This window comes from Pseudomonas viridiflava (assembly GCF_900602065.1).
In the GTDB taxonomy this organism is placed as follows: Bacteria; Pseudomonadota; Gammaproteobacteria; order Pseudomonadales; family Pseudomonadaceae; genus Aquipseudomonas.
Genome location: NZ_UWFN01000328.1, coordinates 271,907 through 297,279 on the forward strand (window position 1 = coordinate 271,907; position 25,373 = coordinate 297,279).

Here is a 25,373-nt window from a genome sequence, read left to right on the forward strand (position 1 = left end):
CGTCGATCCTACCAGCAATCGGCGTCTTATTCGTCCACCGAAACCTGATTGCGACCGTTTTTCTTCGACAGATAAAGCGCCTGGTCGGCCCATTCAATCAGGGTTTTATATTCGCTGGTCGGTTTGGACAGGTCGGCAACGCCAAGGCTGATCGTGCACTTGATCGCATGCCCCTCGTGCTGCACGGTCTCGGCCTCTACCGCCAGGCGTAAACGCTCGCAGAACACTTTGGCACCGGCTTTATGGGTGTCAGGCAGTAGTACGGCGAACTCTTCGCCACCATAACGTCCGGCGATGTCAGCATCACGCACATGCTTGCGCATGACCTGAGCGACGCGCTGAATCACCTTGTCACCCGCTTGATGGCCAAACGTATCGTTAACCCGCTTGAAGTGATCGATATCGCACATCACCAGGGAGGACACGCCGCTGTAGCGCTTGTGCCGGGCGTATTCCAGTTTGAGCAACTCTTCCCAATGCCCACGGTTGAACAGGCCGGTAAGGTGATCGGTACTGGAAAGCTTTGCCAACTCGTGGTTGGCCGTCTGCAGCAGATGGCGGTTAGTGGCCACATCCGTCACGTCGTAGATCACCAGGCAGATGTGGGTGATCTCGCTGTTGGTCGAGCGCAGCGGGAACATCGTGGTGTTCTGGTACATGAAGTCTTCGCGGCCGGTGATCGGCTGGTAGTTCTTGAACCGCACCAGATAAGGCCGCTGCTCCCAAATGGTGAACGCAGGCGTGCCCAGGGTAATCACGTTATCGACTTTTTTGCTGAACCACTTAGGATTGAGCTCCGGGAACAACTTGAAGATCGACTGCCCGGCAGCATCATACGGCACGACGCCAGAGCGGTTCTCCATGAAGGTGTTCCAGACTTGCACACGATAATCGCGGTCGAGTACCACAATGCCGACGTCGATGTTCTGGGTGACGGTCAGCAGCCAATGAAGCTCTTTGATATCGATCTGATTACTCATGGGTCAGCTCATCAAGTACGCGAGTTTTTTTGTCAGGCGATCGACCGAATCTTCGGTGAACAACATCAGCAAGTCGAAGTTGATGCTATGCCCCTCAACGCTGTAACTGAGCTCAACGGCCAGGGTTTTCTGCCAGCGTGTCTGATTGATACTGATCAGTTGGTCAATGCCCACCTGTGAACCCAGCATCTGCGGATGCCCCTGGGAGAACTCCACGTCGATCTGCTCGGCAATCCCGCTCAGACACGCACCAATCAGGATCGCGGACAGATCGAGGAGCATTTCCTCGTCGGTGTAGTCCGCCGAGTCGCGGTGCATCAACGAGCCCATGTCGGCGATGTCCGAGTCATGGAAGATCAACAACGCTTCGCCCGCGATGCCGCCACCGATGTAGCCCTGGCAGATCGCGGTCAACCGGTCACTGCTGTGCGCGTCCGCCAACGCCATGTGCAACTCACCGACCTCGAACATGTTGACGGTCGGCACCGGCAACTGCACAAACACACCCAACACCTTGGCCAGCAGGGCTGCGGCGCGGCCCATGGCAACGTTGATGGTTTCGCGAAACGCGTCCTGAAAACTGATGATCGCGCCGGTCATGGCGGGCGCAATAGTCGGGACGGGAGCAGGCTCGCCCAGCAGACCCAGCCGGGTCAGCGTCTGCTTCAGTTCATCAGGGTCAGCCGGCTTTTTGATGAACGCCAGTGCGCCCAACTCCATGACCCGCCGCACGGCTTCGTCCTGAACGTCACCGGAAACGACAATGATCTTGGCGTCGAGGTTTTCAGCGCGAATGGCAGCAAGCGTCTGATAGCCATCCATGACCGGCATGGTCAGGTCCAGCAACATGACCTCACCCAACCCACGCCGCACCGCATCGAGGCCTTCAAGCCCATTGGTCGCCTGCGTGACAGACACGCCCCACTCTGCAGGCAAGGCCCTCAGCAACTGCTTGCGGGCCATGTTGGAGTCATCGCAAATCACCAAGGGAATCATCGGCATTGCATTGCTTCTCACTGCAAAAGTGTTCTGGCGCAAGTATCAGCGGGTTTCATTTCATAAGCGAGTGGTTCGAACGGTATTGAACACTTACCTTATTAAACAATCGTTTAGACCATTTAACTGGCGTCAAATAAATACGTTCACTCGCGTTCACAGCATTACAAACAATCACTGTCCGTGCTCATCTATTCATACATCGGCAGTGGCTGATAATTCTGCAATTAACTCGCCAACGAAACAGCATTCGTGAGAGTAGTTGAGTTCTATCGGGACCTTCATGCGTCGTTACCGCCTGCCCCATCGCAACCAAAAGCACAAACGTACCAAAAATAACCATTCTGGCTATAGGCTCTTTCACAGCCGGCCCTTAGAATCCTTGCCACACTGGCACGCGGTCGTTGTCGTTTGCACCGCTGCGCCCATTCAAGGATCAGATGCTGTTCAGTGCGATGTCGGGCAGCGTTCAAGGGCATGATGCGTTCAGTATGAATACACCCGTTACGTTGTCTGCCGGGCACACCGGCTCAGGGCTCAACGCCCGGTCCTCATCGTTTTTGCTTCGTCTGGTCGCGGTCGCCATTACCACGGTGGTGTTTATCATCGATACGGTGACGTCGCTGGACGTCGCGGTGGCGGTGCTTTATGTCGCGGTTATTTTGTTGTCGGTGAATATCTTCAGTCGGCACGGTTTGACGATCGTTGCCCTGAGTTGCCTGTCGCTGACGATCATTTCCTTTCTGCTGACTCACGGCCAGGACGCCGAGTTGCCTGCCGTTGCCCGTTGCCTGGTGAGCATTGCTGCAATCGGCATCACGACGGTGCTGGCGCGTAGCAACAAAGCGGTCAATGACCGGTTGCAGGAGCAAGTCTGTCTGCTCGCCGAAGCGCATCAGGCGTTGCGCCGCAGCGAAGCGTTTCTGATTGATGCTCAGCGCTTGAGCCGCACGGGCAGTATTGGTTTCCGTGTTCCGGACCTGGAGATGCACTGGTCGGAAGAGACCCAGCGGATCTTCGAGTATGAAGCGGGTTCTCACGCGTCCATTGATCGGGTCCTGCAAAGGACCCATCCCGATGACTTGTTACTGGTAGTGGATGCCATTGCCAAGGCCCGGGAGCTGACCCCGGACCTGAGTGTCGAACACCGTCTGCTCATGCCGGACGGCCGCATCAAATACCTGCACATGCTCGCGCACCTGACCCACGATCAGGATGGTCATTGCGAATACGTCGGGGCGCTGATGGACGTGACGGCCGCCAAGCAGGCCGAGGAAGCGCTGCACCGCTCGCAAACCGAACTGGCGCATGTGACCCGCGTCACAACCCTTGGCGAGCTGGCGGCGTCGATTGCTCATGAAGTGAATCAGCCACTGGCCGCGGTCACGACTAACGCTGAGGCCTCGCTACGCTGGCTCAATCGCCGGGAGCCGGATATCAATGAAGCAGCTCAGGCGCTGGAGCGCATCCTCAGCGAAACCTTCAGGGCCAGTGAAGTGATCCGTCGTATTCGCGCGCTGTCTCGCAAAACCGATCCACAACGGGCGCCGGTGGACTTGCGGGAAGTAATCGAAGAATCTGTGAGCCTGGTTGCCCGTGAAATCCAGCGAGCCCGGGTTGAGCTGGTGCAAGACATCGCCAGTGACGTGCCCTGTGTGATGGGCGACCGTATTCAGTTACAGCAAGTGCTGATCAACTTGCTGATCAATGGCATGCAGGCCATGAGTGGTCATCATGGTTCGTCGCGCAAGCTGAGTCTGCGTTTAAGCCATGAGTCAAAAAACGAAGTCGTCATAGAAGTGCGTGACAGCGGACCAGGAATTCAGCCGGATGATATGGGTCGTTTGTTCAACGCATTTTTCACCACAAAACCTGAAGGCATGGGTATGGGGTTGTCGATCTGCCGCTCGATTATCGATGCGCATGGCGGTCGGATCTGGGCCCAGAGCCAACCTGGCGAAGGGGCCGCGCTGCTCTTCGCCCTCCCCCAACAAGAAGAAACAGACGATGAATGACGATCACCCGATGAACAGAAGTGCGGTCAAAGTCAGCCACGATCCGATTGTGTTCATTGTCGATGACGACGCCGCCCTGCGTGATGCCTTGAGCAGCCTCCTGCGCTCTATTGGCCTGCGGGTCGAGACGTTTCCTTCGGTGGCAGACTTCACTCAATTTCAGCGGCCTGATGTGCCGAGTTGTCTGGTGCTCGATGTTCGCCTGCAAGGCACCAGTGGCCTGGACTTCCAGAACGAACTGGTACGCGCCAACGTCAACCTGCCCATCGTGTTCATGACTGGCCACGGCGATATCGCCATGACTGTCCGGGCGATGAAGGCCGGGGCGGTGGACTTTCTGGCGAAACCTTTCCGCGAGCAGGACTTGCTGGACGCGGTGACCTCGGCACTGGAAAAAGACAAAAGCGGTCGCCAGGCCAACAAGCACGCACATGAGGTACGCACGCGCTTCGAAACCCTGACGCCTCGAGAGAAAGAGATCATGGCCTTGGCGGCCTCTGGCTTGATGAACAAGCAGATCGCTGGAGAAATCGGCCTGAGTGAAATCACCGTCAAGATCCATCGCGGCCATGCCATGAAGAAGATGAACGCCAAGTCGTTTGCTGAGCTGGTGCGCATGGCCGAGGCGCTGGAGCTGGGGAAATGATTTGCCGGTGATAGGCGCAGAGGATGTGGGACCGGCTTCAGCCGGGAAGACACAGGGACAGCCAATGAATATTTGCCTACTGAATACCGCTTTCCCGGCTAAAGCCGGCCCCACGCCGGGCGCTGTCAGGTAAACCAGCGTAATAAGGAGCTTTTCAAATCAACAAATATGTCAGCTTTGATACTAACAACCCGCTCTTCTATACACCCGTATGATGTTGAAATGCCGCAATACCGAGTATCGTTAACTTATTAAATCGAGACAGTCGTTAACTTCATTCTCGATTTCCATCAGGTACTGCGGCATGTCTATTCCACTGACCATTTCAATTGTCGACGATGACGAATCCGTTCGAATCGCGATCGACAGCCTAGTGCGCTCTGTCGGCTACCACTCGGCCTTGTTTTCATCCCCACTGGAGTTCCTCGGTTCTGCCTCGCAGGCCAGCAGCGCCTGCTTGATTACTGACGTGCAGATGCCTGACATGAGCGGCCTGGATCTGCAGGACAGACTCAATGAACAGGGCAGTCAGATCCCGATCATTTTCATCACTGCCTTCCCGGAAAAGCCCATCGAAAAACGCGCACTGGATGCCGGGGCCAAGGCCTTCCTGACCAAACCGTTCTGCGGTAAAACCATGCTTGAACATATTGAGAATGCCGTGAACTCCAGATTGCACTAATCGTATGTATTTAACCCGCGATTAAACCCACGTATAAAAACCTGAACTCATGCATTAGATATTGCCCCTCATGTACGAGCGCATTTCTTGCGCACGTTAAGTAAAGTCATTACATGCCGGATTCATCTTCAGAGTGTTCATGGACCCGGCTCTATCGATCAGTCCATGCACAATGGCTTCGGCCCAGGTAGCAAATGCGATGAACAGATATGACGTGCCGGGCAATGACCACAATCCGTTGCGGGGGCTGGGTGCTTTCGAGCAAATGCACGGGGTGTTTTCGCAGTTCAATCAACCTGCCGCGTTTATCGCCGCCGCCAGCCAGGCGTCCATTCGGCTGGCCGTGTCCAGTGACGTCGAGTTTGCGCTGCTGCCCATGCTGTTGCGTCGCCTGCGGGTTGAAGCGCCGGGTGTTTGTTTGACCGTGTTGCGGGCCGAACCCGAGCACATGCCAGCGTTGTTGGCGTCCGGTGAAGTCAGCTTGAGTATTGGCCTCAGTGACGTATCTGATGACACTCATCACCGCGCATCGCTACGGCGGATAAGCCCGGTCGTACTGCGCACTGACACCATGCCTGATCAGGTCTGCCTGAGCGAATTGTGCCGACGCCCTCACGCACGGGTGTCCTTTGCATCGAAGATGGACCGGGATATCGATCAGGCACTCAGAGATGCCGGTTTACAGCGCAAAGTGCTGCTATCAGTCTCGCAATTCAATGTTCTGCCAACGTTGCTGGCTCAAACAGATATGCTCGCGCTGGTGCCCGATTATGTGGCGCAGGCGATGGTTGCTCAGGGTGGGCTGCGCAGCGATCCCCTGCCTTTGCCCGCGATGGATTTCGATCTGGTCATGAACTGGGGCGAACAGGCAAACAATGACCCGGCCGTGCGCTGGCTGCGTTCGCGGTGCAAGATGTTTTTGGGGGAATGAAGTCATCTGACCAGGTAGCGATCCACGCTGTTGGCATCAACGATAAGGCGGTATGGCTGCTAGCTGCGTCTCATGCATCGCGGGCAAGCCCTGCTCCCACATAGACCGCGCTAAGGCGCGGTGCCATGGACATCGAGGGCGCTGCTGCTCGTCATTTTGTCGGGAGACTCAAACCACCGGTAGCGCCGATTCGATGCATTCAATCAGCACGGTGGCATTGAAGGGTTTGCCAAAGAATCCGACGGCACTCCCGGTCATGGCGCGTTTGCGTACGGACTCTTCAGGGAAGGCAGTAATGAAGATGGTCGGGATCTGCACACCCTGACGGTTAAGTTGCTCATGCAGTTCAACGCCGCTCATGCCAGGCATTTGCACATCGGTAATGAGGCAATCTGCTTTTTTCAGGCAAGGGGAAATCAGGAACTCCTCGGCCGAAGCAAACAGGCAGGCGACGAAACCCAGGGAGCGAACAAGACTATCGAGGCCAGTGCGGACTGCAGTGTCGTCGTCGACGACCGCGATCACCGGGGATTTAGCCAAACCAGTTACCTTCAATACCAATGAGTAAAAGTGCCGATGATCTGCGCACTCATGGCCTGCACGGTAACCAGCCCGGGACGTTCCTGAAATCATACCGACGTATAAAGCACGGATTAAAACGACCGACGGGCAAAATATTGACCATTTGGACAGAATCCCTGGCTGTAAAAACCGCCCGCTTCCAGCCAGTCCCACGACATCGCGCCAAACACAAGACCTGTAGGAGCTGCCGAAGGCTGCGATCGCGGTGTGTCAGGAAAAATGCTTCGCAGCCTTCGGCAGCTCCTACAGAAAATGGATTTCAAACCGGTAGTTTGCATGCGTTCATCGCTTATCGCGAGCAAGCTCAACGCCTACAACCCGCTCTTGATGACCTCATACGTCGTCTGCAAATCACGCTCCGGGATTTCCCAGATCAGCAATTTAGGCGGAGTCTGCTTGAAGGCCGGGCTGTCGAAGTAGGCATTGGCGGCACCGGAGAACTCGCCGCCATCCTTACCGAAATTACCAATCGGTGCGCCCAGAGCCAGCTGCAGAAAGCCCGCGAAATTGGAGTTGCGCGAGAACGAAGTGCCGATCAGGGCGACGTTAGGCAGGTTGTCATCCCCGAACAGGTCGTCGAGGTTGTCACCGCCGCTCTGCACGGCTTGAGCTCGCTCGGTGATTTCACTGGCGGCGACGCTTTCCGGAGTCGGCTGCAACGAAACGGGCAGCCAGTCGATCCCGGCCAGACGCACCAGATCGCCAGGGCGCAGGGCCGGTGGCGCGTTGCGTACGTCGAAGCTTTTTTGCGGCATGGCTTGCATGCCTGAAGCCTGGACCTGGGCCGCGACCGCCTTGGCAGCAGCGTCGGCGCCGGTCTCGCTCCAGTGGGTGTCGGTACGCAGATAGGCTTTGGCGCCAATCGGTTGCAAGGTCGACGTGAGATCCAGCGCATTGACGCCTTTGCTGTGCAACGCGGCGGTCCAGTTGGAAACCCGGTCACGCAGTTGTGCCGGGCGACTCACACCGCACAGTTGCTCGCTAGCAATCCGGCTTTTATCCGGTACAACCGCCACCAGCAGTTTCACACCGCGCTTGGCCAACCGCTGCTGCAGGTCGATGACAGCTTGAGCCTTGGTATCGGCATTCGCCTGGGCGTGACGGTTGATCTTCATTTCGTCGGCAATGAACAACCAGCCTGGACATCCCTGCCGTACACGTGGGCCGGTATCGTTGAACACCAGCCAGCTGGCAGCGCGTTCCAGATTGGCAGCTTGTTGCGCCAACGTGGCACCGGAGAGCTGTTTGGCGATTTTGTGAGTGACATCGCCGTGCAGCACTTCATCAGTGGTGAGATCAGGTGGCAGCAGCTCGACCTTGCCGTTCCAGAAAAGCCATGCGCAGGACAACAGGCCGACGGCCATGAAAGCGGCGAGCGTGAAACCCGCCACCGGGCTGATCCGGGTCGCGAGCTCGCTAGGCGGTACGGGTGATACCGGGATCTTGGGCGAAACGATCTTTGGCGTAGTCATCAGAATTGGAAGTACAGAAAGGGTACGGCTTCGCGGCTGGCGATCAGAGCGAACGACAGCATGAAACCGGCCACGGGCCAAAGGGCGGCAGTCAGGGCAAAGAGCGCGCTGCCTCCGAATCGTTGTTCACAACGCGTTTGCAGCAGTGGCGCGACGATGCAGAACACGCCCAGCAATGCCGCCAGGCCGTGTACAGGACGCAGAGTCACGGCCAGCGCATCCCCCAGCGCCATGCCATGCAGACCGAATTGACCGGCGTACATGTTCATTGCCGAGTGGAAGTCCGGGGCGCGGAACAGCGTCCAGGCCAGGCACACGAACAGCAGCGTCAAGGTGTGTGACAACAACGGCGGAATGCTCGGCAGACTGGAGCGCGACCAGGCCCGGTCGACACACAGGGCAATGCCGTGTGCAGAACCCCACAGCAAGTAGTTCCAGCTGTCGCCGCCGTGCCACAAGCCTGCGATGGCCATGGTCAGGAACAGGTTGCGATAGGTTTTCCACACGCCGTTACGGTTGCCACCCAGGCCGATATACAAGTAATCACGCAGCCAGCTGGACAACGACAAATGCCAGCGCCGCCAGAAGTCCTGAATACTGCTGGCCAGATACGGCCGGTTGAAGTTTTCCGGAAAGTGGAAGCCCAGCATCAGGCCCAGACCGATGGCCATGGCGCTGTAACCGGCGAAGTCAAAAAACAGCTGCAGCGAATAGGCCAGGCAACCGATCCAGGCGTCGACAAACGACGGATTTTCCAGATGGAACGCCACGTCTACCAGCGGCGACAACGTATCGGCCACCAGCACCTTCATGCACATGCCGATCATGAAACGGCGCGCACCGAGGGAGAAATTCTGCCAGTCGAAATAACGCTCGCTCAGCTCACGACGTACCCAGTCATAACGAATGATCGGCCCCGCAATGGAATGACCAAACATCGAGATGTAGGTCGCGTAGTTAATGAAACTGCGCTCTACCGGCACGGTATGCCGATGCACATCCACCAGATAGGAAATCGCCTGCAACACGATGAACGACAGCCCGGCGGGTAACGCCACGCGCTGCCACTCAAGGGGCATCGCGCCGTAATAGGTGATCAGTTCACTCCAGGTCCCGGCGACAATATTGGCGTACTTGTACCAGCAGAGCACCGCCGTGTTGAGGACGATAAAGCCGATCAACAGACGCATGCGCCCGCGTGATCCTTCTTGCGCACGGTCAACCAGTAAACCGCCAACGAAGGCGACAATGGTCAGCACGATGTGCAAAGACAGGAACAACGGGCTCAACCAGCCGTAAAACAACCAACTGCCAATCAGCAGGATGACGTTACGCCAAGCCGGTCTGGCCAGCGAATACACCAGCAGGAAGGCGGGCAGGAATAACGTCAGGAACTCGAGTGAGGCGAAAACCATGGCGAATGCGCAATCCGATCAGTGGGCCAAAGCATCCGTGGCCGACAATAGTTGTGGGCCGTTGGCCGAAGGCACCAACAACACGCTGTAACGCTCGCCTGCTTTGAGCTCACCCAGCGCCAGCGGTGAACCGACATTGGCGTTGGCACACACCAGTTGCACCGAGAGGCTCACCGGGTTGATCGAACGTCGTTGCAGGGTGCCTTCCGGCACGGCCTTGAACAGATCGGCGGTACGTCCGGCAGGACGCAGGCTCGCATCGGCACAGCTCGCATCAAGGCTGAAAAAAGCCAGCGACGCCTTGAGGCCGTTGAAGTCATCCGGTTGCTCACGCACCGCAACTTGCTTCACGCCTTTGGCGCCGTCAGCAATCGCGACTACAGTGGCGAACTCGCCCGGTTCAACACTCAGTGTCAGCGGTATTTTTTGCGCACCACTGGCCAGGGTGCCTTTGATTGGGCTACTGGCCTGAACCGGGAAAAACGCCGATGCCGGTTTTGCGGCGTCCAGTTGCAAAGGCGCAGCCCCTTCCTGCGCAGTGACTTGCAGTGGTGCAGGCGCGGCATTGATGAAGCGGATGAAGGCCGAGTCCTCGGCAGGTCCGCTCGGGTACAGCGCGATTTCAGCGCTGGCCAGACTGCTCAGAGCAAGCGCAGGAAAAGCCAGAAATGCAGCCAGTGGCTTGATCATTTTTTAACGTCCTTCAAGGCTGGCGCTGCAAGCAGGGCTTTACTGATGTCTTCGCTCCAGGTCTTGTAACCTTGCGAGGTCAAATGCTGACCATCGACTGTGGCCCACTGGCCTGGCTTGGAGAAGGCGAGCGAATCGATGTAGCTGCACGGCGCAACGTTGCTGGCGAGGAACTTGGACATCATTTCAACGCGGGCAAAAGTCTTGCCGTACTTGCCGCCTTCAGTGCCCCAGTTAGGGCCGACCCACACGCACTGGGTGCCGGTGGCTGCGATAGCTTTGGTGAACGCAGTGGTTTGCTGCCACAACCAAGCCTTCGGAAAGGCCGGTTTCGGGTAGCTGGCCATGGTGTCGCCCAAGACGATCAGCACCAGATCCGGTTTGTCGCTGGCCAGCAATTCGCTGATCGGTTGGGTCGCAGCCTTGCCGCCCAGCACCACGGCTTTTTCAGTGCCACGACGCTCGGCGCCGCCACAGGTGCCCGGAGTGACTTTGAGCCAGTCACCGGCATTGGAACCACAGACGCCCAGGGTGTGGACTTTTGCGCCCTGCTGGACCAGGTCGTCATGCAAAGTGGAAATCAGGTAATCAGGCGTTGCCAGATGACTGTCGCCGATCATCAAGATCGTCATGCCTGCCAGAATCGATGCTGCCACGGTGAATCTCCTGTCGCTTAATTGGAATAAGGGGAACGGTAAGGGCTGACCGGCAAGGCCATCTGGCCGTTGAAGTCATCGAACATGTAGCGCAGGTACAAACCACCGGTGAACTGTTTGTAGTCACGTGCGTTATCGATGCCGAAGTTACCGCCCATAAAGAAGTTGCTGCCGAAGCGGTATTCGGCATTGGCGCCGAAGTTGTAGCCAACCCCGGTTTTGTTCTGTCCGCTGTATTGAGTCGGCACGCTGATACCGGACGCGGCGTAGACCTGCGAGACCTGCTCCAGCGCGGCCTGCAAAGCGTTGTCGTTCGGGAAGTACGGTGCAGCGTCCTGCTCGATGTGTTGCAGGCCGACCGACCCGCGCAGGGAATAGCTCAAGCGATCCGTGCGTTGCGACCAGCTCACCGGCACACCAATGGCGAAGAAGTTCTGCGGACTGAAGTAGCCGCCGTTGCCGTAGGTGAAGTTGCTCTGGTTCTTGTCGTAGCTGATGCCGGTCAGGCTCAGGCCTGCGGTCAACTGCTTGCTGTCGTTGTTTTGCAGATACCAGTAAACCCCGGTACCGCCTTCCAGACGGCTGTTGGACTCAACGTTATTGCCCACCAGCTTGTGCACCGAACCGTAACCGTATGCACCGACATCACCGTCGTCATAACCCAGTTGCAGACGCCCGCCATTGGCGGTCACGCCGCCCCACTTCAAGCCACTGCGACGGTCTTCAGCACCTGCGAACGATGCCAGGCTGTCGGTGACCGACCGCCGCGACAAGCTGATGCCATAACGGAAATCACTGCCATCGGTAAACGAACGATCCAGGCTGATGCCGCCAACTACGGTGCTGTACAGGAAGCCCATCGGGCTGGTGCCCAGATCGGTTTTCAGACCCAGCGACGGGTTTTCATAGGCCAGGGCCAGGCCGATACCGTTGTCTTGCTGGCGACCAATCGAGCCACCTGTGGAGCCCGCCAGCGAGTTCAGCACTGCGCTGCCAGGGCTGGCATTCAGAGCCGTTTGCAAGTTGGCAGCATCGGTAGCGCTAAGACCTGAAGTCAACTGAGCGCCAGGAATCGCAGGGCCACTGCCGAAGCGGTTTTCCGAATCGGAACCCACACTCCCGGCATTCAGCCAAACCGGCGTGACACGCAAGGCGATGCGGTTGTCGTCCAGCGGCCAGCTGATTTCCAGCGGCGTTTGTACTTCGGTCATTTTGCTCAGACCGGACTCGCTGTCGTTGCCGCGATACGTGACGCCCTGCGTTACGCGTGGGCTACGTTCTTGCTGGATCTGATCCAGCGCGCGCTGCATCGACTGACGCGGGTCGGGCGAGTCTGCCGTGCTTTTACCCGGCAAGACCCGACCATTGCCATCAGTGCGAGGCGATAGCTGCGAATAGGCGGCCGTCTGATTGAACGTACGGCCATTGGATGCCACCGGCGCAGCAGCCGTTTCTTCAGCCGCAGCGACTTGTACTTCAGCCGGCTCGGGAATCTGATTGATGCTGCTTTCGCTCAGGCGCGATTCGCTGCGTTGACCGCGAGCGCCCACGAAGGGGTTGGCGGCTACTACGCCCGCGAACGGGTTGGCATCCGCCTTCTTCACCGGTTCCTGCAACGCCAGCGCACGGCTATACAGCTCAGACGCCTTGGCGTTCTTGCCTTGCGCGCGGTACAAGCTCGCTGCTGTGGCCAGGATCTGTGGGTTATTCGGGGCCAGTGCCAATGCTTTATCGATGGCGGCTTCTGCACCGCGATAATCACCAGACTTGTTCAGGGCCTGCGCCATACCGATTTGCAGTTCCGGGTCCTGAGGCTTTTTCGCCAGCAGCGGTTTGTATAGCTCGATAGCTTTTTTGGCATCGTTGTTGGCGAGGAACATGCGCGCCAACGAAGCAACGGCCAGCGCGTCATCAGGCCGTTGCGCGAGGGCAGGAGCCAGCGTGTCATAAGCGGCTACCAGGTCACCCTTCTCGCGCAACAGATCGGCTTGACGCACGGTGTACAGGAACAGCAAATCGTCGTAGCTACGCTGTTCGGATGCCTGCAGTTTCTGGTTCCGCAGGTCACGCAGGATCTGGTTCACCTGCACATCATCACCGGTCTTCAGCAGGATCCCGGCATAGGCCAGTTGCAGCGCCGGGGATGGAGAACTGCTTTGTGCAATAGCACTGCGCAAGATCGCCAGACCGTGATCGGTATCACCCGCATCGGCAAAACCGCCAGCGACCGCGCTGAGCAGATCGGGCTTACCGCCGACGTTGAGTTCCGCCTGGCGGAGCACACTCAATGCCTGGGCACGATTACCCTGTTTGGTCAGCGTCGAAGCCTGGCTGATCAGCGCCTGCACTTGCACGTCCTTGGCCAGTTGCTGCATGGCCGAGGAACGTTGTCCGGCAGGTATACGATCCAGCGTAGTTTGCGCTGCTGACCATTCGCCAAGCTGGCTCGAAATCAGCGCGCTGACGTACAACGCCTCGGGCTTTTGCGGATTGTTTTTGACCAGTTCCGCCACGGTCTGACGCGCCTTGTCAGGCGCATCAGTCAATACATACAAACGCGCCAGATCGAAGCTTACCCATGGGTCTTGCGGGTCATTACGCACCGCGTCCTGTTGGGCGACAACGGCGCCCTTGAGGTCGCCCGAGCGCTCGGCGTTTTTCGCCTGGCCCACAGCAACGGCGGCACGCAGCGGACGCAAATCGCCAATGCGCTTTTGCTGATCAGCATTGAGCCCTTCGATCAAGCGCAGCCCCTGGCTGGCCTTGCCGCCCTGCGACAAAACAGTGACCAGGCCCGCCAGCGCATCAGGATTATCCGCGTCCAGCGTCAGGGCCTGGCGGTAACTGGCTTCGGCGCTGTCCAGTTGATCCAGGTCGGCCTGAACACCGCCCAGCGCCACATAACCTTCAACCTGACGCGGCTTGCTGGCGATGGCCTGCTGCAGCAAACGACGTGCGCCCTGCAAATCCTGTTCGGCTCGCGCACGACTGGCCTGAGTCAGCAGATCCCAGTAGCGATTACTGTCCAGCGCGGCTTGCCAGCGGGCATTCTTTCCACCCGCAGCAGCGCGCTTGAGCAGTTCATTGGCATCGTTGGTACGCCCTTGTTTTTGACGCACCAGCCCCAGGCCACCTAGCGCATCGCTGTCTTGAGGCTCGTCTTTGAGTCGCGTCAGAAATGCCTGCTCTGCCACACCCAGCTGGTTGTTCTGCAGCGCTTTGAAAGCTCTGCTCAGGTTGGAGTTTTCTGCGGCTACGCCTTCGCTGCGCAGCGTGTTCAAGTGCTCGCGAACTTCACTGTCATCCGGGTAAGCCTTGAGATAACTCTCGTACAGCGGCCCTTCGACAGCACCCGCCGAGCCCATCCACAGCAACGCCTGACGCCAGCTCTCGGTCGCTTCGCCGCCCAGTTCCTGCACGGTGGACAGCTGCGCCAAACGCTTGATGCCTTCGATGCGGGTCGACTCGTCCAGCGTCAGAATTCTTGCCAGTGCCAGTTTGATACGCGGGTTATTGGGCGTTTGTTGCAGCAGGCGCTCAAGGCCCTGACGCGCTTCTTTCTGACCGTCTTTCGAATAGCCGAGGTACGAGTAGTACCTCAAACCCAGTTCACCTTGCGGCGGTTTGCCCGCGAACAACTGACGGTACAGGCTGATCGCCTTGTCTTGCTCGTCAGAAGCCATGGCCATCTGGATCTGGTCCAGCAGTTGCTCGTTGGAGTCGCCTTGCAGGTTGATCGCCTGCTCCAGTTGCAGGGTCAGCGGTGCATCAGGATGAAACTTGCGCATGAGCTGTAAATACTGCTCGGCCTGAGCCGGGCGCTTGGTAGTAACCCCAAGCATGCCCAGACCATGCAACGCATCAGCCTGCTGCGGATCAATCAGCAATAGCTTGTTCCACACCTCGGTCGCACGGGCTGTGTCGTCATGCTCCTGCCAGTATCGCCCCTGCTGCAGCAAGGCCTGCCCGGCACTGTCGAGTGCGGCAAAACTGTTGCTGCTGAGCAGGGCGGCGAACACCCCTGAGATTACTGCGTGGCGGTGCGAGAGCATGTCTTCTCCCAGAAAGTCTGTAACTTTCCGTCGTCGAGAAAGTGGTAGCGCTGATCCATGTAACCGAGGGCAAACAGACCCAGCACGAAGTGGTAGTACGGCGGTTGTGCGATCTTGACGGCATCAGGCGTGAGGCTTTGCGCCATGAGCGTCTGGACGCGCTTTGCCTGACGGTTGCGTTCAGAACCTTCATCCAGCGCATCGAGGTATGGCAGCAAGGCAGCAGAGAAGCCCCAAGGGCCGTCGCCGCTGAGTTTTGCACTGCTGACCTGGACTTTTTCGGGAGGCACGCCATTGGTTGCAATGGCGCGCTGCATGCCGTGGAGGTGCTTGAGAATAGGCCGTGCCAGTGGATCCTTGCTCGGCGTAATGCCCGCCCACAAGTAAACGCGAATAGCGTCGTAACTGCCCTGCTCGCCCTTGATCGGGTCGACAATGAACTCGCCCTTACCCGGCCCTGTGGCGCGATAGCTGACCCAGTCAGCCACAAAGCCCTTGTGGCTGACGGCCTTGATCAGGGTCGCGGTGTTGGCGGCAATTTCAGCCCACGGACCGTTGCGGTCGAACTCGGCAAAACGCCGCAGCAACGGGATCGGCATATAGCTGGGGTTGAGCATCCATTGATCAGGCTTCACGAAACCGCGAAAACCCGGCAAGAGCATTTTGCCCAGGCCGGGTAGATCGGCAACTTCCTGAGTGACCACGTTGTTCAGGATCTTGCGGGCGGCCTCGGTATATTCGTCGTTGTCCCACAAGCGCCCGGCTTCAAGCAGCGCGTAGGCAAACCACAAATCCGCGTCGGACGCCGAATTGTCGTCCAGCACACGCCACGCACCCGCTTCATCCCTGCCCCAGAGCCATGCAGGCAGATGCGTGCTGATATCGCCAGCCGCCAGATTGTTCTGCGCCCAGTGCCACAACAGATCAAAACTGGCCCGATCATTAGCGACCAGGGCAAAGAACATGCTGTAGGACATGCCTTCCGAGGAGCTGTTTAGCTGCGGGGTGCTGGCGTCGAGCACACGGCCATCGGCCTGCACGAAGTGCTTATCGAAGGTCTGCCACAACGGCCAGGTCGTGACTTCGCAGGTACGTGCCTGGGCTAGCGTTGGTAGCAGCATCGATAGTCCCAGGGCAAGAACACGGAAGGACCTCTGAAGCCCGGAAGGCTTGCTCGTATCAAACAACCCGGAATTCACTGATGAATGCGACGTTATGTGGGAGCGGTGCTTGCCCGCGATAAGAACACCGCGACTTATCCTGGACCGAGTCGCCCTTATCGCGGGCAAGCACCGCTCCCACAGGGAATGGTGTTGGCTGCACGATTGAGCAGTGTTCGAGGTGAAAGACATCAGCCTTCGACTCTTTCACGGGCCCGCGCGCGGAGGGCGACGTAGGACAACAACGTCAGCAACGCGATACCGAAAGCAGACACAATCATCATCAACAGCACGTTGCGCGACAGCTGCCATTGCAGGTTCTTGAAGAACCCCAGCGAGCCGACGTGATACAGCTCTTCGGCCAGCAATGGCTCAACAGTCTTGCCATGCACGACCACGAGGCTGCCCTGAATCGCCTGGGTGTAATCTTCATTGCCGGTGACAGCGTTGGTCACGTCCTGAAGGGTTTCCGGCGTACCGCTGGAAATCACCACCACGCTGCGACCACTCTGCAGGGGCGATTCAAAGCCGGTCAGGTAAGAGCTGCGTTTTTCACCAGAGAACGCCAGAGCCATGCGCGCATTTCGCTGATTGGCTTCCAGATCCGGGCTCACCCAGTCACGCAGGCGGAACGACAGGTTGGAGAGCTTGAAACTCTGCTGAGCATCATTGGCAACGATGGGCAACTGATTGGCCCATTGCTTGAGCAGCGGCTGATTATCGCCAGAAGCCAGAACCAGCAAATCTTTGCCAGCAACTGAAGCCACTTGCGCGGCCTGAGTAACGGTAACCGCAGTCGCCGGATAACCCGTTGACTGCCCGAACCGACCAAGGATTGTCAGGTAGGCACTCAGCTCCGCTGCACCGGCGTTATCAGGCAAAACAACAGCTGTTTCCGAAAGGTCAGCCATGCGCGTGAACGGGAAGCCTGAGTCCTTGAACACGCCCAGGTTAGGCATTGCGATGAAGTGCTTGTAGCCGCTCAGGTCCAGCGTCGAATCCGGGTCGATACCGGCGCGCATGTTGTCGATGATGATGTCCTGACATTCACCCTGACGGATGTAGTCGAACATGTAGCGCAGTTGCAGACGCGACTGCAGAGCTACCGAGTTGAGCGGCAGCAACATGCGCGTTTCACGGGACAGGCTGTCATCTTCTTTCTTGATCTTCGCCAGCAGGCTCTTGTCGAGCTTTTCCAGGGACGGCAACTGCTTGGCTTCAATCAGACGATCATTGAGGCTGACGGTCAGCGACGAGTTGGTCGAAGTCTGCTGAGGCGTGTAGCGATATTTAAGATTCAGCGGCGCGCCGTCTTCTTGCCAGCTGGACAGATCTGGCGGGAAGTTAAGCGGCACCACGATGTCACCGGGGTTGTAGCCCGCGACATTGAATTTTTTGGCTTCGAGCAATTCACCCAGCTTCACCGGACGATCGCTTGGCACCCAGTAAGGCGCGTCGTAGGGCTTGCGTGGTGGCAAGGCCTGGAGGCTGTCGATGACTACACTTTCACCGGACAGTGTCTGGCGCCCCAGCACGAGAGCGGTGGCTGCGCGCTTGAGCTCTGCCGTGTCGCGCCCACTGACGACCAGAATCTTGCCGTTGGCATCGTTGGGATTGGTCACGACCGACAACGTCGGGCCTTTGGCCGCCGGAATGCTCAGGCCGCCGATGTCTTGCGCGGTGCTGCCATTGACCAGTACCACGGCATTGCCGGTGGCTGGCAAGCTGTTGATCTGGGCAGGGAACACCGAACCACGGTAGCTTGCCAGCGAGCCGAACCAGGACGACAGCACACCGGCCGCTTCCACGGTTCCGTTGTCCGGCGTAGCGCCGAACACGATAGGCAAATTCAAAAGGCGGGCATCGCGACGATCAAAAAACGGCTGGGGCAATGCCGCCAGATCGTTTGCCGTCGTCAGCGGCGTGACTTGAATCTCCAGTTGCGAAGTATTGCCCACTCTCGCCCACAGGCTGGAGTGCAACGGGTCTTCACAGCTCATCGTGTAGTGCCCGATAAACTGCAGGCTCAGGCGGTTGAACTCAGTGATCAGGTGCGAAGGGATTTCGACAATCTGTGTCTGGGGCTTGCCTGCGCCTTCTTTACTCAGAGGCAGGCTGGCGGCCACTTCATCGTTGACCATCACATTGAGCTGCGACATGTCTTCAAGCAGGGCCGGTGAGTAGCTGTATTCAAGCTTCAGTCGCGCGCCGGTGACAATCTGGTCGGCACGGATATCGAAGTTGACCCCGTCGGCGGATTCAACACCGCGCAACACCATCGGGTAAACACGGCCAAGCTGCTTGAACGTCAGACTGTAGTCGCTGCTGGCGGCCGGGGTCTCGGTTGTCACGGCAGCGGTGTCTGCCAATACCGAGGTACTGACGAGCAAAGCCAGCACGGAAGAAAGCCGTTTCAGCGTATTGCCATTAACGGGCCGGTTCCCGCGTACGAAATACGAAGAAGTCATGGCATTTCCAGAGAGTTTTCAGAAGTTTTGGAAGAGCGGCGACGCCACCAGAGAAGTCGACCGATGTCGTTGCGTGTGGCGTTGAACAGCTCGCAGACACCGCGCCAGCCGATCTGACCCACTTCGCGCAATGCCACCAACGGGGAGTCGGGCTTGCCCTGCCCCCAACTCGCAGCCCAGGTGTCGGCACGGGCGAACGTCAGACGCACCAGTTCGCTTTGCTGACGCAGCGACAGGTCGATGAAGCGCGCACCGATATCGCCATTGCGGGTAAACACCACGTTGGCCGGGAACTCGCTGCTGTAGTTTTTGCGGAATAGCGCAATCTGGATGACTTCGCCATTCTGGATGCCGGCATCTGCAGGCAACTTCAGGCCAAGGCCGGTCTGGGAGAAATCCTGAGTCACGCCGTCGATCTGACTGCCATCGGCGCGGGTGACACGCACCGGCAACTTCACCTGCACCCGAGGCTCGGTACGCACCTGGCGTGTCTCGCTGGCGACCGCGATCGCAGCGCTGGTGATCATGATGTTGTAGATGGTCCACGCCATGTTGATCACCAGGGTCAACGTGGCCGCATCGTTGTTCCAGCCACTATGAAACAGGGTGTAGATGCCGATGCAGAACACCGTGGCATTCAGCCCCAGCAACACGATGTAAGGGCGCGCCAGTGTCCAGTCGAAGTATTTCTCGTCAACGATCCCGCCCTTGTCGGTCACGTTGAAGCCGCCAAACTTGGGGTTGATCATGGCCATCAACACCGGCCCCATGATGTACCAGGCCAGAACAGCCTCGTAGACCTCGTTCCAGAACGAATGCCGGAACCGACCCTGAACGGCGGAGTTGGTCAGGCTGGCGTGGAAAATATGCGGCAGCACGTAGGCGGTAATCATCAGGGCCGATGCGTGCATGACCTCTGCGCCGAACAGCAGGTACGCCAGGGGCGCGGTGAGGAACACCAGACGCGGTAAACCGTAGAAGAAGTGCAGCATGGCGTTGGCATAACACAGGCGCTGGCCCAGCTTCAGCCCTTTGCCGAGCAGCGGGTTGTCGGTGCGGAAGATTTGCGCCATGCCCCGCGCCCAGCGAATACGCTGCGCGATATGTCGCGAGAGGCTTTCAGTTGCCAGGCCTGCGGCTTGCGGGATCGCCAGGTAGGCGGTGTTGTAGCCCTTGCGGTTCAATTTGAGCGCGGTGTGGGCATCTTCGGTGACGGTTTCGACTGCAACGCCGCCAACTTCCAGCAAGCTGGTACGGCGCAATACGGCACAGGAGCCACAGAAGAAGGTCGCGTTCCACAGGTCGTTGCCGTCTTGCAGCAGACCGTAGAACAGCTCGCCTTCGTTGGGCACGGAGCGGAACGTGTCCAGATTCTTCTCGAAGGGATCCGGAGAGAAGAAAAAGTGCGGCGTCTGCAGCATGGCGAGCTTCGGGTCCTTGAGGAACCAGCCCATGGTCACTTGCAGGAAAGAACGGGTCGGCACGTGGTCCGCGTCGAACATCGCGATGTATTCGCCGTGGGTAACCTTGAGTGCTTCGTTAAGGTTGCCGGCTTTGGCATGACGGTTGTTGTCGCGCACGATGTAGCCAACACCGATCTGCTCGCAGAACTCACGAAAGTCCTCACGACGCCCGTCATCAAGCACATACACATTGAGCTTGTCCCGAGGCCAGTCGATGGCTTGAGCAGCAAAAATGGTCAGTTTCACGATGCTCAGTGCTTCGTTGTACGAAGGGATGAACACGTCTACGGTTGGCCATTCGCTTGGCGGGCCGGTCATGATTACCGGCTTGCGACGCAGCGGCCAGGCGGTCTGCACATAACCCAGCACAATAACCACCAGGGTGTAGAACTCCGCCACGATCAGGCCGTAGCCCAACACGCTGTCCAGCCAGTTGTCGAAGTCCAGGGTCGAGGTCAGGCGCCAGTACATGTAGCGCAGCGACGCCGTCAGCGACAGCATGATCAACGCCAGCACCGAGACTCGCCCCGGGAACTTGCGAAGCACCATCATGGCGGCGAAGCACAGCAGGCCAAACGCACACTGGGCGTACAGCTCCAGAGGCGCGGTGACGACAAATAGCATCAGTACCAGGCCAACCGCGAAAGCGGTGAATTTAAGCGCCCGAGCGAGGCCAACGGGCAAGCCGTCGACAGTCTTCGCAAGGGCATTCAGGCACAGTTCTGCGCGTGTCCGCGGCCGGGACACTTCAGGTACTACCGAGGTCATGAGATGTAGGACTCTTTGGCTTTCTGCGTCATTAGTTGAGCGGTCATGGCTCGGCCCAGGGCCAGCATGTCCTTGCAACCTTCAGAGGCGCAGGCGCCTTCGAGTGGGTTGCGACCATAAGCCAGGGCCTCGCTGATGTCATGATCGACATTCACGACACCCAGCAATTGCCTGCCCAAGCGGCGTTCAAGCACCACCAGCATGTCGCGCGAGAACGCTCGCGAGGCATCGAACTGGTTGATGACGTAACTGCACGTGAACGGGGTTGAGCGCGGCCTGCTTGTCGAGAGCAGACGCTCCATTTGATCGAGCGTCTGGTAGGAGGCGGCGTCTGCGGTGGCGACGACCAGAATATGGTCCGCCACAGTCAGTACTTGCTCCAGATAAGCCGTGCGGCCTGGAGGCGTGTCGATCACCACGACATCACGCTCGCCCAGATCCATGCGCGCCAACTGCCGGGCGAGCCACTGCGGATCACTGTCCAGATAACGCTCCAGCGTGCGGCGTTCCTCTTCATTCAACATGCCGTACGGCAGCAATTGCGTGCCCGCCGAACCCGGCAGCAACAAGGAGCGCCAGTTCTCGCCCAGCAGGCTGGCATTGCCCATACCCGCAACATCCGGACTGACTTGCAGGTGGTACTGCAAGGCACTTTGCGGATCGAGGTCGATGGCCAGGGTTTGCCCGCCTTGCAGTCGCAGCACAGTTGCAAGGCCGGCACTGAGGGTGGTCTTGCCCACGCCGCCTTTAGGGGAGACGACGGCGACAACCTGTGCTTTCAAGGGCTTGAGCGGTTCTTTACCGAGCGATTGCAGCAGTGCCTGCTGGTTACGCGCAGCTGCCTCCGCTTCACGGGCGCGAGCCACTTCCCGCAACAGATTCTGCAGCGGGGTCGAAGCCGGACGCGGCTGGATCTCGCTGGCGAGACTCTGTGCCTGCAACGGCTGGAGAGCCTCGCTTGCCTGTGGTTCTTCCGGCGTCACGACTGGGGATACCGCAAGGACCCCGGCGGGCCGCACGGACGGCTTTTCCTTGTAGTCGAAGTCGCCTTCAATTTCCAGGTAGCTGTCCGTACTTGCCCCGAAACTTCGGAACAGATTTCCAACATCATCTGCGCGTTTCATTGAAGCCGACCTCTGACTACCAGCTAGCTGAGCATCAGCTCATACGAAAATATTAGTACCAACTGTGTGATATCAATATGATGGTGTCAATATTTTGTAACACCCGAATGGAACTTTCCAGATGAGCGGTGTCTGCGACAGAAAAACGTCATATCTTTGGCGACGGAAAGACGTCGTGCAAAACGATAGATACGTTCAAAACCATAGGGAGCAAGGCCTGCAGCTCGTCAGCCAACCCTCTTTTGCACTTGTTTGATGCATCACTAATGCGCTATGGGCGAAAGCGCGACGTTGTTGGGCACAATCGAATTTTGCTCAAAAAAAAGCCCCGACACGGTGTTTGAACACCGTCCGGGGCTTACTAAAGTATTACTCGTTGGCTGCTGGGGTATGTTGACCACTATTCCTGAGGCACTGGCATTCCTTTAGGCCACAGCAACCAGATATTGCCCTTCTGCTTCATGTCACCGGCCAGATACCCCGCATCGTCACCCGTGCCCCAGAACAAATCAGCACGCACCTCACCGGCAATCGCACCGCCTGTATCTTGAGCAGCAACCGGACGAACCAGAGCGGAACCGTCCGGCCGGGTCGTTGATAGCCAGAGCAGGCTGCCCAGCGGAATGACTTTGCGGTCGATCGCGACGCTGTAGCCGGCCGTCAATGGCACATTCAACGAACCGCGGGGTCCTTCGTTGCTGTCAGGGTTACGGGTGAAAAAAACATAGCTGGGGTTGCTGCCCAATAGCTCGGGGATGCGTAACGGGTTGGCTTTGGCCCATGCAGCGATGCTGCCCATGGTGACGTCTTCTTTGGGAATCGCTCCCTGCTCCACCAGCCAGCGACCAATGGCCCGGTAAGGCCTGCCGTTCTGATCAGCGTAAGCGATGCGAATCTGTTTGCCGTTATCCAGACGAACCCGGCCCGAGCCCTGAATTTGCAGGAACTGCAGATCCATCGGATCAGTCAGCCAGGCCACCACGGGTGCATTCAGGCCTTGAGCATTGATGGTTGCGGCATCATCGTAAGGCTTGAGCACGCGACCTTCGAGACGTCCGCGCAGACGTTTGCCTTTGAGCTCCGGGTAAATGCTTTCCAGGTTCACAATGATCAGATCGTCAGGTACGCCGTAGATCGGTACCGAGGCCTTGGCCGTTTTGGTCAGGCTGCCGGGATAGACCGGCTCGTAATAGCCGGTGATCAAGCCGTCAGCGCTGCCGGTAGCGGAGCGCATGCCGTAGACCTGAAGGTTTTCCTGCAGAAAGCTGCGAATCTGCGCAGCACCTGCATCCAGGGGCACTGCAGCAGCGGCAGCGCAGGTCGCGCCCCAGACCGCATCGGTTTTGAGACGCACACAGGCGCTACGCCATGAGGCAAAACCGGCTTGCAGATCCGAATCCGAGACAGCAGGCAACGCATCCCAGCTGGCCTGGGTATAAGTGGTATGCGGCGGTGCTGGTGGTTCTGGTGGCGGCGCAGGCTGTTTATCACCGCCATCACAGCCAGCGAGCAGAATGGCAAAAGGCACGGCCAAGGCAACGCCCTTGCGCCATTGCTTGAAAGAGAGGTTCATGAGCACTGCGGCTCCCCTGGAGCGGTTTGGCTGGCAAGGGTACTCAATGGCCGGACGCGTGTCCAAAGGGCAAGGTTTTAAGTCAGGCGATACAGGTGATGATTGAAGAAACCCGATCTCTTGTGGGAGCGGTGCTTGGTCTGGGCGGCATTCCGACGATGCATGTGTCGCAGTTCGCAGGCATACCGAGTTATCGTTTATCGCGGGCAAGCACCGCTCCCACAAGACCCGATTCCAATTCAAGCCATTGCACTCAGCCTCACTTCAACTGATTGGCAAACCGGCTCACGGCCCCTACCACCTGTCGGGCACCTTCCTGGATTTCGACGATCACCGAACCCGCGTCGTTTGCCAGCCCCAATCCTTGCTCAGCCTGGCCTCGACTGTTGGCCATTCCGCGCACGGCTGCATCTACCAGATTCTGGTTCTGCTGCACCACGCTGACGATTTCTTCGGTGGCGGTACTGGTGCGCCCGGCCAGTTGCCGGACCTCATCGGCTACCACCGCAAAACCTCGGCCCTGCTCACCGGCGCGCGCCGCTTCGATGGCCGCGTTGAGTGCCAGCAGGTTGGTTTGCTGGGCAATCCCGCCAATGGTCTGCACGATGGAGCTGATCAGCAACGACTGTTTGCCGAGCGCTTCAATCCCTTCAGACGCCGACTGCATCTCGTCAGAAATCTTGCGCATGGTATCCACGGTATCCTGCACCACCGTCGCGCCACGCTGAGCGCTCAAATCTGTACGCTGGGATATTTCGAAAGCAACACCCGCCGCCTCGCTGACCTCCACCTCGCGCTCGACCTGATCCGTCACTACGGTGGCGAACTTGACGACTTTATAGAGCTTGCCCTGAGCGTCGTGTACCGGGTTATACGTCGCCTCCAGCCAGACCACGCGACCATGGGCATCGATACGCTTGAACCGGCTAGCGACGAATTCACCACGGTTCAAGGTCGCCCAGAATTCTTTGTACTTCGATGAAGAGGTTTCTTCAGGCTCGCAAAACATACTGTGATGCTTGCCCTTGATCTGCGAAAGGCTGTAACCCATGCCACGCAGAAACTGATCGTTGGCAGTAATCACATGCCCGCCAAGATCAAACTCGATGACCGCAGTAGAGCGCAGCAGCGCCTGGATGAACCCGGCGTTTTCCGTCGCCAGCTCAATCGCCTCGGTGATGTCTGAGCCGAAGCAACGGATCTGCGACAGCTTGCCGTCTGCGCCCATGATCGGATACCAGATAGCCCGCACCCAGGCCAGGCTGCCATCCAATTTGAGGAAGCGGTAGTTATCGATAACCGATGTGCCAGCATCCACTGCAGCCCTCAGATTGCGATAACAATCGAGCTGTTTAACGTAGGAAGGCACCAGTTCATCCATGGAGCGCCCACGCACGTGCTCGGCGCTGTAGCCCAGCGACTTGAGGAAATTGGCATTGATATCAGTAACGCGATAGTTGGGATCGAGGGTGATGGAGAGCATCTGCGCATTCATGCCAGCTTCCATCTGCCTATAAATATCCAACTCGGCTTGTTGCGCCTGTAATTCCTTTTTCAAGCGAGTGTTAAACATTAGGCCACCGATCAATCTGTTAAGTGTGTAATTGTGTTTCCGGTTATCGGCAGGCGATAAGAACGGCTGAATGACCCTTTGTCAGATTTCAAGTCCCGCCCTGCAAACGCGCTACACGCCGCCGAAT

General features: G+C 58.2%; 18 protein-coding genes and 1 pseudogene. 4 read left to right on the forward strand and 15 right to left on the reverse strand.

Annotated features, from left to right (window positions below; translation table 11 throughout):
- Positions 1 to 26 precede the first annotated feature (26 nt).
- Entirely contained in the window at positions 27 to 980 is a 954-nt protein-coding gene (locus EE949_RS25530) for a sensor domain-containing diguanylate cyclase (protein WP_122666848.1), read from the reverse strand.
- Between the two features lie 3 nt (positions 981 to 983).
- Positions 984 to 1,982, reverse strand: coding sequence for a response regulator (locus EE949_RS25535; protein WP_122666849.1), 999 nt, complete (start codon positions 1,980 to 1,982; stop codon positions 984 to 986).
- 485 nt (positions 1,983 to 2,467) lie between these two features.
- Here EE949_RS25535 and EE949_RS25540 point away from each other — a divergent pair, with 485 nt between their 5' ends.
- From EE949_RS25540 to EE949_RS25555, 4 genes are all read left to right on the forward strand, one after another.
- Entirely contained in the window at positions 2,468 to 3,991 is a 1,524-nt protein-coding gene (locus EE949_RS25540; protein ID WP_122666877.1) for a sensor histidine kinase, read from the forward strand.
- Positions 3,984 to 4,637: a response regulator transcription factor gene (locus EE949_RS25545; RefSeq protein WP_122666850.1), complete on the forward strand. Its 654-nt coding sequence runs from the start codon at positions 3,984 to 3,986 to the stop codon at positions 4,635 to 4,637. The genes EE949_RS25540 and EE949_RS25545 overlap by 8 nt, the downstream gene beginning before the upstream one ends.
- Positions 4,638 to 4,941: 304 nt before the next feature.
- A complete protein-coding gene (locus tag EE949_RS25550) occupies positions 4,942 to 5,319 on the forward strand; it encodes a response regulator transcription factor (RefSeq protein ID WP_122666851.1) in 378 nt (125 codons plus the stop codon).
- A gap of 199 nt (positions 5,320 to 5,518) precedes the next feature.
- Entirely contained in the window at positions 5,519 to 6,250 is a 732-nt protein-coding gene (locus EE949_RS25555) for a LysR substrate-binding domain-containing protein (protein ID WP_162873994.1), read from the forward strand.
- A gap of 168 nt (positions 6,251 to 6,418) precedes the next feature.
- On the opposite strand, the gene EE949_RS25560 is transcribed toward EE949_RS25555, so the two are convergent.
- The 13 genes and pseudogenes from EE949_RS25560 to EE949_RS30400 all read right to left on the reverse strand — a co-directional run.
- Positions 6,419 to 6,790: a response regulator transcription factor gene (locus EE949_RS25560; protein WP_240350476.1), complete on the reverse strand. Its 372-nt coding sequence runs from the start codon at positions 6,788 to 6,790 to the stop codon at positions 6,419 to 6,421.
- A 353-nt stretch (positions 6,791 to 7,143) separates the two neighbouring features.
- Complete coding sequence (locus EE949_RS25565; RefSeq protein WP_122666854.1) at positions 7,144 to 8,304, reverse strand: alginate O-acetyltransferase AlgX-related protein; 1,161 nt, start codon at positions 8,302 to 8,304, stop codon at positions 7,144 to 7,146.
- The gene (locus tag EE949_RS25570; RefSeq protein WP_122666855.1) at positions 8,304 to 9,719 is read right to left on the reverse strand and encodes an MBOAT family O-acyltransferase; all 1,416 of its coding nucleotides are present in this window, start codon (positions 9,717 to 9,719) and stop codon (positions 8,304 to 8,306) included. The genes EE949_RS25565 and EE949_RS25570 overlap by 1 nt, the downstream gene beginning before the upstream one ends.
- A gap of 18 nt (positions 9,720 to 9,737) precedes the next feature.
- Complete coding sequence (locus EE949_RS25575) at positions 9,738 to 10,409, reverse strand: alginate O-acetyltransferase AlgF (RefSeq protein ID WP_122666856.1); 672 nt, start codon at positions 10,407 to 10,409, stop codon at positions 9,738 to 9,740.
- Positions 10,406 to 11,029, reverse strand: a complete 624-nt coding sequence (locus tag EE949_RS25580) for an SGNH/GDSL hydrolase family protein (protein ID WP_162874010.1) — start codon at positions 11,027 to 11,029, stop codon at positions 10,406 to 10,408. The genes EE949_RS25575 and EE949_RS25580 overlap by 4 nt, the downstream gene beginning before the upstream one ends.
- A 53-nt stretch (positions 11,030 to 11,082) precedes the next feature.
- Positions 11,083 to 15,117: a cellulose biosynthesis protein BcsC gene (locus EE949_RS25585; RefSeq protein ID WP_122666858.1), complete on the reverse strand. Its 4,035-nt coding sequence runs from the start codon at positions 15,115 to 15,117 to the stop codon at positions 11,083 to 11,085.
- Positions 15,093 to 16,238, reverse strand: coding sequence for a cellulose synthase complex periplasmic endoglucanase BcsZ (gene bcsZ, locus EE949_RS25590; RefSeq protein ID WP_122666859.1), 1,146 nt, complete (start codon positions 16,236 to 16,238; stop codon positions 15,093 to 15,095). Before bcsZ ends, EE949_RS25585 begins: the two co-directional genes overlap by 25 nt.
- A gap of 230 nt (positions 16,239 to 16,468) precedes the next feature.
- Positions 16,469 to 18,745: a cellulose biosynthesis cyclic di-GMP-binding regulatory protein BcsB gene (gene bcsB, locus EE949_RS25595; RefSeq protein WP_122666860.1), complete on the reverse strand. Its 2,277-nt coding sequence runs from the start codon at positions 18,743 to 18,745 to the stop codon at positions 16,469 to 16,471.
- Positions 18,742 to 20,976 (reverse strand): UDP-forming cellulose synthase catalytic subunit, encoded by a 2,235-nt coding sequence (bcsA, locus tag EE949_RS25600; RefSeq protein WP_122666861.1) that lies wholly within the window; start codon positions 20,974 to 20,976, stop codon positions 18,742 to 18,744. The genes bcsB and bcsA overlap by 4 nt, the downstream gene beginning before the upstream one ends.
- A complete protein-coding gene (bcsQ, locus tag EE949_RS25605; protein ID WP_122666862.1) occupies positions 20,973 to 22,100 on the reverse strand; it encodes a cellulose biosynthesis protein BcsQ in 1,128 nt (375 codons plus the stop codon). Before bcsQ ends, bcsA begins: the two co-directional genes overlap by 4 nt.
- Positions 22,101 to 22,500: 400 nt before the next feature.
- Complete coding sequence (gene mltA, locus EE949_RS25610; RefSeq protein WP_122666863.1) at positions 22,501 to 23,673, reverse strand: murein transglycosylase A; 1,173 nt, start codon at positions 23,671 to 23,673, stop codon at positions 22,501 to 22,503.
- Positions 23,674 to 23,932: 259 nt separating this feature from the next.
- A complete protein-coding gene (locus EE949_RS30395; protein ID WP_431194228.1) occupies positions 23,933 to 24,487 on the reverse strand; it encodes a methyl-accepting chemotaxis protein in 555 nt (184 codons plus the stop codon).
- A pseudogene (locus EE949_RS30400) lies at positions 24,476 to 25,246 on the reverse strand (PAS domain-containing protein); the annotation flags it as partial. The pseudogene EE949_RS30400 and the gene EE949_RS30395, both read right to left, overlap by 12 nt.
- Positions 25,247 to 25,373 lie beyond the last annotated feature (127 nt).

Coding starts and splice junctions, on each gene's coding strand:
- bcsZ (WP_122666859.1), bottom strand. CDS start 16,238: ATGCTGCTACCAACGCTAGCCCAGGCACGTACCTGCGAAGTCACGACC.
- EE949_RS25565 (WP_122666854.1), bottom strand. CDS start 8,304: ATGACTACGCCAAAGATCGTTTCGCCCAAGATCCCGGTATCACCCGTA.
- EE949_RS25570 (WP_122666855.1), bottom strand. CDS start 9,719: ATGGTTTTCGCCTCACTCGAGTTCCTGACGTTATTCCTGCCCGCCTTC.
- EE949_RS25530 (WP_122666848.1), bottom strand. CDS start 980: ATGAGTAATCAGATCGATATCAAAGAGCTTCATTGGCTGCTGACCGTC.
- bcsA (WP_122666861.1), bottom strand. CDS start 20,976: ATGACCTCGGTAGTACCTGAAGTGTCCCGGCCGCGGACACGCGCAGAA.
- EE949_RS25545 (WP_122666850.1), top strand. CDS start 3,984: ATGAATGACGATCACCCGATGAACAGAAGTGCGGTCAAAGTCAGCCAC.
- EE949_RS25580 (WP_162874010.1), bottom strand. CDS start 11,029: ATGATCGGCGACAGTCATCTGGCAACGCCTGATTACCTGATTTCCACT.
- EE949_RS25585 (WP_122666858.1), bottom strand. CDS start 15,117: ATGCTCTCGCACCGCCACGCAGTAATCTCAGGGGTGTTCGCCGCCCTG.
- EE949_RS25555 (WP_162873994.1), top strand. CDS start 5,519: ATGAACAGATATGACGTGCCGGGCAATGACCACAATCCGTTGCGGGGG.
- EE949_RS25540 (WP_122666877.1), top strand. CDS start 2,468: ATGAATACACCCGTTACGTTGTCTGCCGGGCACACCGGCTCAGGGCTC.
- mltA (WP_122666863.1), bottom strand. CDS start 23,673: ATGAACCTCTCTTTCAAGCAATGGCGCAAGGGCGTTGCCTTGGCCGTG.
- bcsQ (WP_122666862.1), bottom strand. CDS start 22,100: ATGAAACGCGCAGATGATGTTGGAAATCTGTTCCGAAGTTTCGGGGCA.
- EE949_RS25535 (WP_122666849.1), bottom strand. CDS start 1,982: ATGCCGATGATTCCCTTGGTGATTTGCGATGACTCCAACATGGCCCGC.
- EE949_RS25550 (WP_122666851.1), top strand. CDS start 4,942: ATGTCTATTCCACTGACCATTTCAATTGTCGACGATGACGAATCCGTT.
- EE949_RS25575 (WP_122666856.1), bottom strand. CDS start 10,409: ATGATCAAGCCACTGGCTGCATTTCTGGCTTTTCCTGCGCTTGCTCTG.
- bcsB (WP_122666860.1), bottom strand. CDS start 18,745: ATGACTTCTTCGTATTTCGTACGCGGGAACCGGCCCGTTAATGGCAAT.